The following is a 12,526-nucleotide window of genomic DNA, read 5'->3' as shown; positions in this document are numbered from 1 at the left end:
TGTCGACCCGCGAGAGCGCCGCCTGCCGGGAAACACAAGGTCGGCATGGCCTACCGATTCCGTCCCCGCGCGGGATATTCCTGGAACAGCCCCGGACGGAACCTCTCCCCGGGCCCTCTTCCGCAAAGGAGCCCTGCCGTGGACGGATGGTACGTGGACGACCGCTGCACCAACTGCGATGTCGCGCGGCAGTTCGCACCCGGCCTCATCGACGAGGCCGGAGGCAAGTCGCGGATCCTGCGGCCGCCGCGCGACGAGGCGGAGAACCGGCGCTTACACGCCGCCGTCTTCGCCTGCCCCACCCGGTCGATCCGCCCGGCGTCCGGGCGGCCGGACCGGGCGCTCGACCCCTTCCCGCTGCCGCTCGACGACAACGTCCTGATCTGCGGCCACAACTCGCCCCGCACCGCGGGCGCCAACTCCTATCTGCTGCGGCGGCCGTCCGGCACCGCCATGATGGTCGACACCCCCCGCTGGAGCCGTGACCTGGCCCGGCGCTGCACGGCCTCGGGGCCCGTCACCGACGTCCTGCTCACCCACCGCGACCACGCCGCGCACGGCCGCCGCTACGCCGACCACTTCGGCGCCCGGCTGTGGATCCACGAGGGCGACCTCGACGCGGCCCCGGACGCGGACCAGGTGATCCGCGGCCTCGAACCCGTGGAGATCGGCCCGGGCGTCACCGCCCATCCGCTGCCCGGTCACACCCGGGGCAGCGTGCTCTACCTCGCCGACGACCGGTACTGCTTCAGCGGCGACAGCGTCTACTGGTCCCGTACGACGGGTGACCTGGAGGTCGCGGAGAGCGTGACCTGGTACTCCATCGAGGAGTTGGCGGCCTCCCTGGCCCGGACGGCCGGACGCCTGCGGTTCGAGTGGGTGCTGCCGGGGCACGGGGACCGCCGCCGCCTCGACGCCGACGAGATGTCCCGGCGGCTGCACCTGCTCACCGAGCGCGTACGCCTGCTGCGGCCGCAGCCGGTCGACTTCACGGCCGTCCGCTGGTGAGCACGGTCGGTCCGGCCGCGGACGCGTGTCAGCGGCCCGGGTGGTTCCCCGCCCACACCGCGGGGGTGCGGTCCGACCAGGGGCTCGCCTGTTCCAGCTGACCGGCGAGCCGGAAGAGGAGCCCTTCGCGCCCGTACCCGGCGGCGAACTGCATGCCGACCGGGAGCCCCGTCCCTGGGTCGGCCGTCACCGGTACGGACATGGCGGGCGTGCCCGCGACGTTGAACGGCATGGTGAACGGCGAGCGTTCGTTGAGGCGCTCCATCCAGCCGAGGCCGTCCAGCGCCTCCGCGCCCTCGGCGAAGGTCCCCAGCGGCGCGGGAAGCTCCGGCAGGGTCGGCGTGAGCAGCACGTCGTACGCGTCGAAGTACCGTCCCAGGCTGCGGGCGACCTGGTTGCGCACCGCGAAGGCGGCGGCGAACTGAGGGCCGCTGACCCGCTGCCCGTAGAGGTAGCCGGCGAGGGTCACCGGTTCGAGGGTCGAGGAGTCGACGGGCCTGCCGAGCGCGGCGGCGAGCCCGTCGACCAGGACCGTGAGATTCGCCGTGACCACACGGGCGTTGGCCAGGACGAACTCCTCCCAGCTCGCCCCGAGCCCGACCTCGGCCTCCGCGACCTCGTGCCCGAGCGACTCCAGCAGCAGCACGGTGCGGGAGACGGCGTCGGCCACCGGCGCGGTGGTGCGGCGGCCGCCCCACGCGTGCGCGAGGACGCCGATCCGCAGCACGCCCGGGGGACGGGCCACTTCCTCCGTGTAGGGCCGGGACGGCTCCGCCGCGAAGTAGGGGTCCCCCGGCTCCGGGCCGCGGATCTGGTCGAGCAGGGCCGCGCTGTCGCGCACGGTGCGGCTGACGCCGCCGTGCACGACCAGGCCGTTGAACATCTCGTCGGCGTCCGGGCCCATGGAGACCCGGCCGCGGGTGGGCTTGAGGCCGAAGAGGCCGTTGTGGGCGGCGGGTATGCGCAGCGATCCCGCCGCGTCGGTGGCGTGCGCGATCGGCACCACGCCCGCGGCGACGGCCGCGCCCGCGCCCCCGCTGGAGCCGCCCGCGCTCAGCTCCGGGTCCCAGGGGTTGCGGGTCGCGCCGTACAGCACCGGTTCGGTCGCGATGCTGTACGCCAGCTCCGGCGTCGTGCTCCTCCCGAACGTCACGAGCCCCGCACGGCGGAAGCGCCGCATGAGCGAGGAGTCGGCCCCGGCGACGTGGCCGGCCGCGAGGCGGCTGCCCAGCTCCATCCGCCGCCCGGCCATGGGGACTCCGAGGTCCTTGATCAGGAAGGGCACCCCGGCCAGCGGCGCGCCCGGGCGGGGCTCGTCATCGGTCGGCCACATCTCCACGACGGCGTTGATCCGCGGGTTGACCGCTGCGGCGGCCTCGCGCGCGGCCGCCTCCAGTTCGGCGGGGGTGACCTCGCCCGCGGCCACGAGCTCCGCGAGCCCGACCGCGTCGTGGTCCACGTACTCGGCAACTCTCATCTGTCGCTCCCAGCGCAAAGGAAAATACCGTTGAGTACCGCGCGATACCGATCGGTATCGTCTGGCACTGGTTGGTACCGTAGCAGCAGGCGAGGACCTCGCCGCCGATCGGACGTCACGGAGCAGTCATGGCATCGACCGTCAGCAGGCCGGGCAGGGTGGCGAAACTGCCGCCGCGCGAGCGCATCCTCGACGCGGCGGAGGAGCTCTTCCAGAGCGAGGGGATCCTGCGGGTGGGCGTACAGGCGATCGCCGAGCGGGCCGGGACCACCAAGATGGCCATCTACCGGCACTTCGAGACCAAGGACGCGCTGGTCGCGGAGTGGCTGCGGATCCTCGCCGCCGACTACCGGGCGGCCTTCGACCGGGTCGGGGCCGAGTACCCGGACCGGCCGCGGGAGCAGATCCTGGGCCTGGCCCGCTTCATCGCCGAGGGCCTGCCGACGCTCTCGTACCGGGGCTGCCCGTTCGTCAACTCCCTCGCGGAGCTGCCCGACCGCGCCCATCCCGCGCGGCAGGTGATCGAGCAGCACAAGGCCCACCAGATGCGCAGGCTGCTCGGCATGTGCGCGGCGGCCGGGCTCGCCGACCCCGAACAGGCCGCGGCGGAGATCACCTTCGTACTCGAAGGCGCGCAGGTCGCCACGCAGAACGGCAGCGTCGACCGGGCCGGTGACCGGCTGCTGAGGATCGTCGAGGGAATCCTCGACCGGTAGCCGGTGTGCCGCGCTGACGCGGTCGGCCCCTCAGTCCGCGATGTCCAGCAGGGCGAGGAAGGCGGACGCGGCGGGCGGCGGGGTGGCGCGGCTCCAGACGAGGCGCTCCACCCGTACCGGTCCGTCGGTGATCGGCACGCTCCGCAGGCCGTGGAGTTCGGTCGCGAACGACGCGGGCAGCAGGGCGACGCCGAGGCCCTGGCGGACCATGCGGGACATCAGCTCGACCCCTGACACCTCGAAGGCCACTTCGCGCCGCAGCCCGGCCGCCGCGAAGGCCCGATCGGACTGGGCGCGGGCGGCGCTGCCCTCGGCGAAGTCGACGAACGCCTGGTCGGCGAGGAGGCGGAGGTCCACCTGCCGGTGCGCGGCCAGCGGATGGTCCGGGGCGACCACGGCGACGTGCTGCCCGTGGGCGAGCTCCCGGTCGTGGACGCCCTGCGTCCGGAAGCCGGGCTGCACACCGATGAACGCCGCGTCCAACTGCCCCTCGCGTACCCGTTCGACGAGCTGCTCGCTGGAACCGGCGCGCAGGCTGATGCGCACCTGCGGGTAGCGCCTGCGGTAGTCCCGCAGCACCGCGGGGAGGTCCACCGCCGTCACCGTGGGAATCGCCCCCACGGTCAGCCTGCCCCGCACCTCGCCGGTGGCCGCCGCCACCTCCGCGCGGGCCCGCTCGGCCGCGTCCAGGGCCTGCCGCGCGGCGGGCAGGAACGCCTCGCCCGCGGCGGTGAGGCGCACCCGGCGGCTGGTCCGCTCGAAGAGCCGGGCGCCCAGTTCCTTCTCCAGGCGCGCCACTTGGTGGCTGAGCGCGGACTGGACGACGTGGCACCGCTCGGCGGCGCGGGTGAAGCTGGCGGTCTCCGCCACCGCGAGGACGTAGCGCATCTGCTGGAGGTCCATGGATCCATCGTGGATCACGATCGATACCCATGAAAAGTATGTGTTGGACTGATGAGTGGGTGCTGGGTGATCATGAAGTCAGCGGCGGACCACAGTGGTCGGCGACCGGTCGGTGACCGGCGCCCAGGCGCGCCCCCGACCTCGCGGAGACTGCCATGCGCGTGATCGCCCTCGACCACATCGTCCTCAACGTCGCCGACGTCGAGCGTTCGCTCGCCTTCTACACCGGCCCGCTGGGTCTCGAACCGGTACGGGTGGAGGAGTGGCGGGCCGGCAAGGTCTCCTTCCCGTCCGTGCGGGTCAGCGCCTCCACCATCATCGACCTCTTCCCGGCCTCCGACACGGAGTCGCGGGGGAGCAACGTCGACCACATCTGCCTGGCGGTCGAGCCCCTCGACTGGCAGGAGGTCATCGACTCCGGCCAGTTCACCGTCCTCGACGGCCCCGGCAAGCGCTTCGGCGCCCGCGGCACCGGGCTCTCCCTCTACGTGCAGGACCCGGACGGCAACACCGTGGAACTGCGCTGGTACGAGCAGGACGCCTGAGCCAGGGCCCCACCCGCGCCCGGCGACCGGCGCCCGAACTCCTGTTTCCGATCGGTGACATACGCGACGAGGCTGTGACGATCAGCCGTGCAACGTCCCGCGGCCGCGGTGGGTCGAACGGGGTGGAAGTGCCGACCGGCACGGAACCAGCAGGAGTTGGGGGAGACAAGTGAGCATGCGTAACCGAGGTGCCCTGGCCGCGACGACGGTCGGCTTGTGCGTGGCGGCCACGGCCGCGGCCGTCGCGGCGCCCGCCGCCGCGGCCCCGGCCGGTGGCGGGGAACCGCGTTTCCTCAGCGCCCGTGAGCTGCCGCCGCACCCGACGTCGGCGTGGCACGCCGGGCGGGTGACCGCGGGCCAGCCCGAAGCCCTGCCGGTGTGCGTGGGCGAGGCGCTGCCGTCGACGTCGGTGCACCGCACCTTCTGGACCGACCTCGACACCAACGCCGTACAGGTGACCGTGGTGGAGCGGAGCACCCAGCGGGCCAAGGAGTTCGCCGGGCTCCTGCGCAAGAAGCTCGACGGCTGCGCCGCACGCCTGGAGCGGGAGCACCCGGACGTCGATGCCAAGCAGAAGTACTACGGCAAGCTGGACGTCGAGGAGGGCGCCCACGTCTACGGCCTGCACACCAAGTGGAACTGGGGGGCCTCGGACGCCAACCTGTTCGCGGTCGGCCGTGACGGGCGCACCGTGACGCTCGTCCGCTGGGGCCAGCTGGGCAAGCTGTCGGACGCGCCGGTCAGCGGCTTCAAGGCCACGACCAGGACGGCCGTGAACAAGCTCTACTGATCCCCGCCTCCACGGCCCCCGTCGGCGACCCGCCGACGGGGGCCGACGCGTGCGACGCCGTCAGGTGCGCAGGGTGCGCGACGGACTGGTGCCGTACACCGACCGGTAGAGCGCGGCGAAGCGGCCCGGGTGGGCGAAGCCCCAGCGCGCGGCGATGCCCGCGACGGTGGCGTCGCCCCGCGGCGGGGCGTTCAGCAGGTCGCGGTGCGCGTGCGCGAGCCGGGCCCGGCGCAGATGGGCCAGCGGCGTCGTGTCGAGGTGACGGCGGAAGGCGTACTGAAGGGTGCGGATCGTCACGTGGGCAGCGGCGGCGATGTCGGCGACGGTGATGGGCCGGTCCGCGTGGTCGTCGATGTAGGCGACGGCGCGCCGCAGGGTGGTGGAGTGGGCGTCGGTGCGGTCCTGGGCGGTGGGGTCGGTGCGCGCGGTGTTGGGGAACGCGGCGAGGACGCTCGCGGCCAGGAGCTGACTGCTGGCCGACACGATGAGGGGCTGCGCCGCGACGGCCGGGTCGGCCAGGACGTGGTCGCGCAGATGAACGATCGCCTTCTTGAGGTAGTCGGCGGCGCCGGGGGACGAGGGTCTGTGCCGGGTCAGCCGCACGGGCTCGTGGAGGGGCCTTCCCGCGGTGGCCGCGACCTGGTCGAGCAGCCCGGGGTCGAGCATCGTGATGTTGTAGCGGGCGCTGCAGATGCGTCCCGCGTACGGCAGGTCATGGGGGGCGAACATCACGACGTCGCCGGGGCCGAAGTCGTCCCGGACGCCGTGGAAGGCGTGGTCCTGGATGGTGCCTTCGTGCACGACGCACAGGCAGATCCTGCCCAGCGGGGTCACGGAGTAGGACATGTCGAAGTCGAGGTCCAGCTCGTCCACGCTGATCGCCGGGGTGCTGTCGCGGTGGATGCGCGCGTGGCTGGACTCGGGTGTTCCGCTGCCGATGCGCATCTTGGCGTAGGCGCGGCAGAGGAAGTCCTCCGTCACTTCTAGGTCGTCGCTCTCGAACGTCAGCGAACTCACGGCGTCACCTCCTGGTGGGGGAGCGGGCGGGGACGGGCGGCCGCGCTCCCTGTCGGTCGTCGCCCGTCGGCCGCGCTCGGGCGAGAGGGGCACGCGGTGAGACCGGGCTGCTCAGCCGACGTTACGTGCCCCGCGGGGGGTCCGAAGGCCATGCCGCCGTGCTCATTGCGCTTTCTGGACAGCCGGGGCGGCAAGTGTTCGCTGTGCGCGCTCTCACCGGCGGCGATCGAGGGCAGGCGGGACAGTGACCGTCATGGCCGTCTCACCAGGGAGTTCCCCTCACGATGCCTGAAGACGAAGAACACGCCGGCCGGGTCGTCGCTCTCCAGGAGGAGATCGCGCAGCTCCAGCGCGCGGTTGTCTCGCACGCGGTCGTGGATCAGGCCATCGGTGTCGTGGTGGCCTGTAGCGGAGTGCGCCCGGAGACCGCCTGGGAACTGCTGCGGGAGGTCTCCCAGAACACCAACACCAAGCTGCGGGAGATCGCGGAGCACGTCGTGCGGTGGCCCCGCTGTGGAGGGCTGCCCGAGGACGTGGGCCGCGCGATGGCCGCGGCGGTCAGACGCCGGGAGCCGACCGGGAGGCGCGTCGGGCTGCGCCAAGAACTGCGGGAGGAGCTACGGGAAGGGGCGCGGGAGACCAGCGCGTGCGTTCCGCGCTGAGTCGCCGGGGGGTGGTGCGGGCGCCGCCCAGGGTGGCGGCGCCGTGGGGGAGGCGAGGTCAGAGGGGCGAGCCGGAGTCACCCTGCGGGATCGAGCCGGATGTGCCCGGCGGAGTCGAGCCGGATTCGCCCGGCCGGATGCGGCCGCGCCAGGCGCCGCTCGCACCGGTGTGCTCGACACGGTCCTTGAACCGGCGCAGATCGCCCTTCACGCGCCGCTCGATCACGCCCAGCGCGTCCGCGCCCTTCTCCGCGACGCCGGTGGGCTCGATGTCCATGACCAGCTCCACCCGGGTCCGCGCCGCGTCGAGCTGCCGGAAGCGGACGGAGCCCTGCTGGCGGGTGTCGCCGCCGATGGTCCGCCAGGTGATCCGGTCGTCCGGGAACTGGTCGACGATCTCCGTGTCGAACTCGCGGCGTATGCCGCCGATGCTCGTGGTCCAGTGGTTGTGCACGTCGTCGATCTGCCGGACCTCGTCGACGCCTTCCATGAACGTCGGGAACTCCTCGAACTGCGTCCATTGGTCGTACGCCGTGCGGATCGGTACCTGTACGTCCACGGTTTCCTTGATGGTGCTCATACGTCCTCCTCTGCTTCTGTCAATCAACTGGCCGGGGTCGGAGCCGGGGTCGGAGTCGGAGCCGTCCGGCGCGCGGCGGGCACCCCCGGTGCCTCGGCGGGAACCGATGCGGCACGCCCCCGCCCCTCGCCGCCTCCGGGCACCGCGAGCAGCGTGTCGGCGACGTCGAGCGCGTCGTCGACCCTGTTCACCCCGGTCAGTACGCAGAGCGTGTAGCTCACGTCCGCCAGCGCGCGCCGGGTCGCCTCGGTCGGCGGCGCCGCGATGCGCAGCTCGGCGTAGCGGGCGAGCAGGACTCTCAGTGCCTTGGGATCCGGCATCAACACGGTGTCCACCCCTTCTTCTGATGTGCCCCGCGTCTGCCCCGTCGGCATCGCTATATGTGGCCTTTAAGCTATTTCACACGTTATGCCGTGCCGCTCGGGGGAAGGCGTGCCAGAGGGGGACGACGCGTCGGTCGTCCCAGTACCCGTTGTTCCGGCATCGATGCCGCGGCCCGCGCCGGGGCGTCGAGACCCGACCCTTGTGAGGAGAGCGCACCATGACCCGTACCACCACTCCGCGCTACACCGTCCCCGGCATCAGCGTCGAGGACGGCGGCAAGCTCATAGCGGCGCTCGGCATGCGTCTGCACGCGCTGAACGATCTGCACCTCACGCTCAAGCACGTGCACTGGAACGTCGTCGGCCCGCACTTCATCGCCGTGCACGAGATGCTGGACCCGCAGGTCGACCGCGTCCGCGCCATGGCCGACGACGTCGCCGAGCGCATCTCGGCCCTCGGCGGCGTGCCGCAGGGCACCCCGGGCACCCTGGTGTCCGAGCGCACCTGGGACGACTACAGCATCGGCCGGGCCGACGCCATCGCCCACCTGGGCGCGCTCGACCTCGTGTACACCGGTGTGATCGAGGCCTACCGCGCCGCCATCGACGAGGTCGGCAAGCTCGACCCGGCCACCGAGGACATCCTCATCGAACAGGTGCGGGACCTGGACCAGTTCCAGTGGTTCGTCCGGGCCCATCTGGAGAGCGCCCAGGGCACCCTCGCCACCGGTGGAAAGGCCACGGAGCGCGAGGCCGCGGAAGCCGCCCGGAACGGCTGACCGCACCACGAGGACCACGAAGACCACGCGTACGAGAACTCGCAGCAGCACATCACCCCTTACCAGGAGAGGAGCCGCCGTGCGCATCGCCTTTCTCACCGCGCCCGAAGGCGTGGAGCAGATCGAACTGACCGAGCCGTGGCGAGCCGTCGAGGCCGCCGGGGCCGAGCCCGTCCTGCTGTCGACCGAGCCCGGCCGCGTCCAGGGATTCGACCACCTCGACAAGGCCGACTCCTTCCCGGTCGACCAGGTCGTGGCCGAGGCGTCCGCCGCCGGCTTCGAGGCCCTGGTCCTGCCCGGCGGCGTCGCCAACCCCGACGCCCTGCGCATGGACGAGCGGGCGGTGGGGTTCGTCAAGGACTTCTTCACCGCGGGCAAGCCGGTCGCGGCGATCTGCCACGCCCCGTGGACGCTCGTCGAGGCCGACGTGGTGCGCGGCCGCACCCTCACCTCCTGGCCCAGCCTGCGCACCGACATCCGCAACGCGGGCGGTACGTGGGTCGACCAGGAGGTGCAGGTGTGCACCGCGGGCCCCAACGTCCTCGTCACCAGCCGCAAGCCGGACGACCTCCCGGCCTTCTGCCGCGCTCTGACGGACGCCCTGGGCAAGACCGGCGGCCCGGCGGGGTGAGACCCGGCGCCCGGGTACGACCGGACCTCGTCAGCGCGCTTGCTGGAAGGACCAGAGCGCGTTGTCGGATCCGCGGTGCGGGACCAGGACGCGGTTGTCGTGGAACCTCGCGGGGACGGGCAGGCCGGGCAGGTTGCCGCCGAGGCGGTCGACCTGGGTGAACGCGTCCTCGTTGGGCTGCTGCTGCTCGGTGACGTACAGGCTGCGGTCGGAGGCGACGACGAAGACCTCCAGGCGGCCGTCCATGGCGAGGATCGCCCTCGGCGTCTCCACGATCTTCCCCGACAGCGGCTGGGGAGTCTTCCAACTGGTGTATCCGGGCTGGTGGACCGCGTGGTAGCCGGTGGTGTCCTGGCGCCAGAAGACGCGGATGCGCTGGTCGGCGTCGGTGACGGCGAAGGGGCTCCCGACGACGCCGGCGTTCTGGTCCGAGATGCGGAAGTAGGCGCTCCAGCTGGTGGTGGCGTCGGCGGCCTTCTGGGCGATGCCCCAGACCTCGTCGGCGGCGCCGTGGACGAAGACCTCCAGGCGGCCCTCGCCGTTGCGCGCGACGGTGGGGGCCAGGTGCTTGTTGGCGACGGTGTCCCCGGCGAGGCTGTCGGGCTGGTTGAAGCCCGCGTAGCTCACCTGGGTCTGGTCGACGTGCCACAGGGCGCCGTCGGTGCCGTTGTAGAAGACGGAGATCCGGCCGTCCGCGTTGAGCGCGGCCGCCGGGTCGCTGGCCGAGCCCGAAGCGATCTTCGCCGGGCTGCCCCAGCCGCCGTTGACGACTTGCTGGCGCAGGTGCCAGATGCTGTGGTCCGGGCCCCGCCAGAAGACGTGGATGTGCCCGTTGGGGCTGCGCAGGGCGACGGGGCTGCCGTCGACCGTACCGGCGGTGTTGGGGAACTGGTGCCAGTCCTTGTTCCAGCTCCAGTCGAAGTTCTGCCACTTGTGGTAGAGGTCGCTGCCGCCGCCACGGACGAAGAACTCAAGCCGGTCGTCGGCGTTGGGGGCCATGCCGGGGTCGTCGACGATGCCCCCGCCCAGGCCGAAGTCGTCCTTCCAGGTGTAGCCGGGCGTAGTTGAAGGTGCCACGAGAACTCCCTGCGCAGAAGCCGGTCGGAGTCGTGCCGTGGTGGACGGTAGCTGCGGTGGGCCCCATCCCGGATCACCTCTGCGGAAGAATGTCTGATTAGTAACCCCATTCCGGATACCCACCCCAACGTGGTGCCTGCCCAGGAGGGCTGACGCACGGCCGCGAGGGGCGCGAAACCGGTCCGGACCCCGGCGTCGGCCGTCGCGTTCACGCTGCGCGCGGTGGCCGCTCACTTCCCCCGGCCGGGCTTGTAGCCGGACGGCAGGCCGTACACGAACTCCCGCGGGTCGCTGTACGCCTCCTCCAGCATGGTGGGCACGCTGTGGTAGCCCGTGGTGTAGAGGTTCCGCTTCGGGTCCCATGTGTTGTACGCGAGGATCGCGGCCCGCTTCTTCGCCATGTGCGAGGACGGGATGTGGAGCACGTAGTCCGCGCCGCGGTCGCGCTGGTCGCGGCTGAACGCCTCGTACGTGTAGATGTGGTTGAAGCGGACGTCCTTCAGCTCGCCGTTCTTGATCAGCCAGTACGCGGCGTCGCTGCACGCCTTGTGCGTGGCGTTCGTGGGCCACGCCGGGTTGGTCGTGTCCAGCCACCCCGCGGTGAACTTGTGCGAGGCGCCCGGGTACTTCTGGGCGAGTGCGCGTACCTTGCCCATGATCTGCTTGACGAAGGCGTCGTACTCGCTGTCGGTGCCGTAGGCGGTGTCGGAGAGCTTGAAGTTGATGACCTTGTCGACGCCCAGGGCCTTGGCGGACAGGAGGAACTCGGACGTACGGGCCGAGACCACCTCGGGCGTCGCCCCCTTCTCCTGCCACCCCAGCTCGTGGTAGTGCCCGGGGGCCGAGCACTTGTCGCCCAGGAAGCACGGCGTCCGGTTGAGGTACTCCGCGATGCCGCCGTTCTCACCCTTGGACACGAGCACCAGGTAGACCGGCCGTCCCGCGGCCTTGTGCTCCAGTATGGAGCCGGCCATCCCGATGGCCTCGTCGTCCTGGTGCGGCGAGTAGAAGATCGCGGGGGCCGTCGCCGCCGAGGCGCCCGTGGCGCCCAGGGACCCTTGGAACGCCACGCCCGCGGCCGTCAGACCGGCGGCGGTGAGCACCGACCTCCGGGAGAGACCGGTCGGGGCGGTACCACGGTGGTGGGGGACGGTCATGCGGTCACTCCTGCTTTCGACGTACTGCGCGCTCGCCCCGGTCACGTACGGAATACGGGGCGGGCGCGGCTGCTGTGTGCGTCACCACGGTCACAGAGGGCACTTGCGTCTCGCTGACGTCTCGCTGACACCCGCTTGACCTTGACCTTGACCTTGACACGGTGACAAGGCCTTCACTGCTTGCCGAGGAGGTGGTCCCGATGACCATGACGGGGCAGGACGAGGATGCGATGCGGGTGCTTCAGGGGCTGGCGGACGACCGCTCGTCCGTGCGGCTGCGGGCGGCTCTGGCGGTCGGCACGACGCCCGACCCGCGCTTCGTCGACACGCTCGTCGAGCGGTGCGCCATCGAGCCGGAGTTCTTCGTCCGCGACATGCTGACCTGGGCACTCACCCGCCACCCGGTGTCCGTGACGCTCCCCGAGCTGCTGCGTGAGGTCCGCTCGGAGGGTACGCAGGCACGGAGCCAGGCGCTGCACACCCTGTCCAAGATCGGCGACCGGCAGGCGTGGCCGGCGATCACACGGGCGCTCCTGTGCGACGCCGACGACGAGGTGGCGCGGAGCGCCTGGCGGACCGCGGTCGTGCTCGTGCCGCCCGGCGAGGAGCCCGCCCTGGCCGAGGTCCTCGCGACGCAGCTCGGCCGCGGCGGGCGGGAGACGCAGCTGAGCCTCAGTCGGGCGCTGGTCGCGCTGGGTGACGTCGCGCTGCCGGTGCTGCGCCCCGCGATGACGGCCCCTGACCTGGGTGTACGTACGCACGCGCTCGCCACCGAGCGGCTTCTGCGCGACCCGGACGCCGGCTTCGAGTTCGCGATCGACGAGGCGAAGCGCATCCTGGCCCTCGGCGGTTCCGGCTAGG

Annotated in this window: 15 protein-coding genes; 8 read left to right on the top strand and 7 right to left on the bottom strand. The window is 72.0% G+C overall.

Features of this window, described 5'->3' with window-relative positions; all coding sequences use genetic code 11:
• Positions 1–138: 138 nt before the first annotated feature.
• Complete coding sequence (locus IG74_RS0103255; RefSeq protein ID WP_030669228.1) at positions 139–1,008, top strand: MBL fold metallo-hydrolase; 870 nt, start codon at positions 139–141, stop codon at positions 1,006–1,008.
• A 28-nt stretch (positions 1,009–1,036) separates the two neighbouring features.
• Here the strand turns inward: IG74_RS0103255 and IG74_RS0103250 are convergent, their stop codons facing one another.
• A complete protein-coding gene (locus tag IG74_RS0103250; RefSeq protein WP_030669226.1) occupies positions 1,037–2,485 on the bottom strand; it encodes an amidase in 1,449 nt (482 codons plus the stop codon).
• 128 nt (positions 2,486–2,613) lie between these two features.
• Here IG74_RS0103250 and IG74_RS0103245 point away from each other — a divergent pair, with 128 nt between their 5' ends.
• Positions 2,614–3,201, top strand: coding sequence for a TetR/AcrR family transcriptional regulator (locus IG74_RS0103245; RefSeq protein ID WP_030669224.1), 588 nt, complete (start codon positions 2,614–2,616; stop codon positions 3,199–3,201).
• A gap of 30 nt (positions 3,202–3,231) precedes the next feature.
• Here IG74_RS0103245 and IG74_RS0103240 read toward each other — a convergent pair whose 3' ends face one another.
• Entirely contained in the window at positions 3,232–4,104 is an 873-nt protein-coding gene (locus tag IG74_RS0103240) for a LysR family transcriptional regulator (RefSeq protein ID WP_030669221.1), read from the bottom strand.
• A 155-nt stretch (positions 4,105–4,259) separates the two neighbouring features.
• Between IG74_RS0103240 and IG74_RS0103235 the strand changes: the two genes are divergently transcribed.
• Complete coding sequence (locus tag IG74_RS0103235; protein WP_030669218.1) at positions 4,260–4,649, top strand: VOC family protein; 390 nt, start codon at positions 4,260–4,262, stop codon at positions 4,647–4,649.
• Between the two features lie 175 nt (positions 4,650–4,824).
• The gene (locus IG74_RS0103230; RefSeq protein ID WP_030669215.1) at positions 4,825–5,439 is read left to right on the top strand and encodes a hypothetical protein; all 615 of its coding nucleotides are present in this window, start codon (positions 4,825–4,827) and stop codon (positions 5,437–5,439) included.
• Between the two features lie 60 nt (positions 5,440–5,499).
• On the opposite strand, the gene IG74_RS0103225 is transcribed toward IG74_RS0103230, so the two are convergent.
• Entirely contained in the window at positions 5,500–6,456 is a 957-nt protein-coding gene (locus IG74_RS0103225; protein ID WP_030669212.1) for an AraC family transcriptional regulator, read from the bottom strand.
• Positions 6,457–6,740: 284 nt separating this feature from the next.
• Here IG74_RS0103225 and IG74_RS0103220 point away from each other — a divergent pair, with 284 nt between their 5' ends.
• Positions 6,741–7,118, top strand: a complete 378-nt coding sequence (locus IG74_RS0103220; protein ID WP_051854494.1) for an ANTAR domain-containing protein — start codon at positions 6,741–6,743, stop codon at positions 7,116–7,118.
• A gap of 58 nt (positions 7,119–7,176) precedes the next feature.
• Here the strand turns inward: IG74_RS0103220 and IG74_RS0103215 are convergent, their stop codons facing one another.
• Both IG74_RS0103215 and IG74_RS47610 read right to left on the bottom strand, forming a co-directional pair.
• Positions 7,177–7,698, bottom strand: coding sequence for an SRPBCC family protein (locus IG74_RS0103215; RefSeq protein ID WP_051854493.1), 522 nt, complete (start codon positions 7,696–7,698; stop codon positions 7,177–7,179).
• A gap of 23 nt (positions 7,699–7,721) precedes the next feature.
• Entirely contained in the window at positions 7,722–8,033 is a 312-nt protein-coding gene (locus tag IG74_RS47610; protein WP_234334191.1) for a DUF5133 domain-containing protein, read from the bottom strand.
• A 206-nt stretch (positions 8,034–8,239) separates the two neighbouring features.
• On the opposite strand from IG74_RS47610, the gene IG74_RS0103205 reads away from it, so the two are divergent.
• On the top strand, positions 8,240–8,800 hold the full coding sequence (locus IG74_RS0103205; RefSeq protein ID WP_030669200.1) for a Dps family protein: 561 nt from the start codon (positions 8,240–8,242) through the stop codon (positions 8,798–8,800).
• 79 nt (positions 8,801–8,879) lie between these two features.
• The gene (locus tag IG74_RS0103200) at positions 8,880–9,431 is read left to right on the top strand and encodes a type 1 glutamine amidotransferase domain-containing protein (RefSeq protein WP_030669196.1); all 552 of its coding nucleotides are present in this window, start codon (positions 8,880–8,882) and stop codon (positions 9,429–9,431) included.
• 30 nt (positions 9,432–9,461) lie between these two features.
• Here the strand turns inward: IG74_RS0103200 and IG74_RS0103195 are convergent, their stop codons facing one another.
• Both IG74_RS0103195 and IG74_RS0103190 read right to left on the bottom strand, forming a co-directional pair.
• A complete protein-coding gene (locus IG74_RS0103195) occupies positions 9,462–10,508 on the bottom strand; it encodes a hypothetical protein (protein ID WP_030669193.1) in 1,047 nt (348 codons plus the stop codon).
• Between the two features lie 230 nt (positions 10,509–10,738).
• The gene (locus tag IG74_RS0103190; protein ID WP_030669189.1) at positions 10,739–11,665 is read right to left on the bottom strand and encodes a PIG-L deacetylase family protein; all 927 of its coding nucleotides are present in this window, start codon (positions 11,663–11,665) and stop codon (positions 10,739–10,741) included.
• 200 nt (positions 11,666–11,865) lie between these two features.
• Here IG74_RS0103190 and IG74_RS0103185 point away from each other — a divergent pair, with 200 nt between their 5' ends.
• Complete coding sequence (locus IG74_RS0103185; RefSeq protein ID WP_030669186.1) at positions 11,866–12,525, top strand: HEAT repeat domain-containing protein; 660 nt, start codon at positions 11,866–11,868, stop codon at positions 12,523–12,525.
• The last annotated feature ends 1 nt before the right edge of the window (position 12,526 follow it).

The organism is Streptomyces sp. NRRL B-1347 (assembly GCF_000720325.1).
In the GTDB taxonomy this organism is placed as follows: Bacteria; Actinomycetota; Actinomycetes; order Streptomycetales; family Streptomycetaceae; genus Streptomyces.
The sequence above is the reverse complement of the archived record's forward strand: the minus strand, read 5'-3'. Positions and strand labels throughout refer to the sequence as shown.

Excerpts from the sequence above, each read along its gene's own strand:
- IG74_RS0103240 (WP_030669221.1), bottom strand. The coding sequence starts at position 4,104 with ATGGACCTCCAGCAGATGCGCTACGTCCTCGCGGTGGCGGAGACCGCC.
- IG74_RS0103205 (WP_030669200.1), top strand. The coding sequence starts at position 8,240 with ATGACCCGTACCACCACTCCGCGCTACACCGTCCCCGGCATCAGCGTC.
- IG74_RS0103220 (WP_051854494.1), top strand. The coding sequence starts at position 6,741 with ATGCCTGAAGACGAAGAACACGCCGGCCGGGTCGTCGCTCTCCAGGAG.
- IG74_RS0103215 (WP_051854493.1), bottom strand. The coding sequence starts at position 7,698 with ATGAGCACCATCAAGGAAACCGTGGACGTACAGGTACCGATCCGCACG.
- IG74_RS0103190 (WP_030669189.1), bottom strand. The coding sequence starts at position 11,665 with ATGACCGTCCCCCACCACCGTGGTACCGCCCCGACCGGTCTCTCCCGG.
- IG74_RS0103245 (WP_030669224.1), top strand. The coding sequence starts at position 2,614 with ATGGCATCGACCGTCAGCAGGCCGGGCAGGGTGGCGAAACTGCCGCCG.
- IG74_RS0103185 (WP_030669186.1), top strand. The coding sequence starts at position 11,866 with ATGACCATGACGGGGCAGGACGAGGATGCGATGCGGGTGCTTCAGGGG.
- IG74_RS0103230 (WP_030669215.1), top strand. The coding sequence starts at position 4,825 with ATGCGTAACCGAGGTGCCCTGGCCGCGACGACGGTCGGCTTGTGCGTG.
- IG74_RS0103235 (WP_030669218.1), top strand. The coding sequence starts at position 4,260 with ATGCGCGTGATCGCCCTCGACCACATCGTCCTCAACGTCGCCGACGTC.
- IG74_RS0103250 (WP_030669226.1), bottom strand. The coding sequence starts at position 2,485 with ATGAGAGTTGCCGAGTACGTGGACCACGACGCGGTCGGGCTCGCGGAG.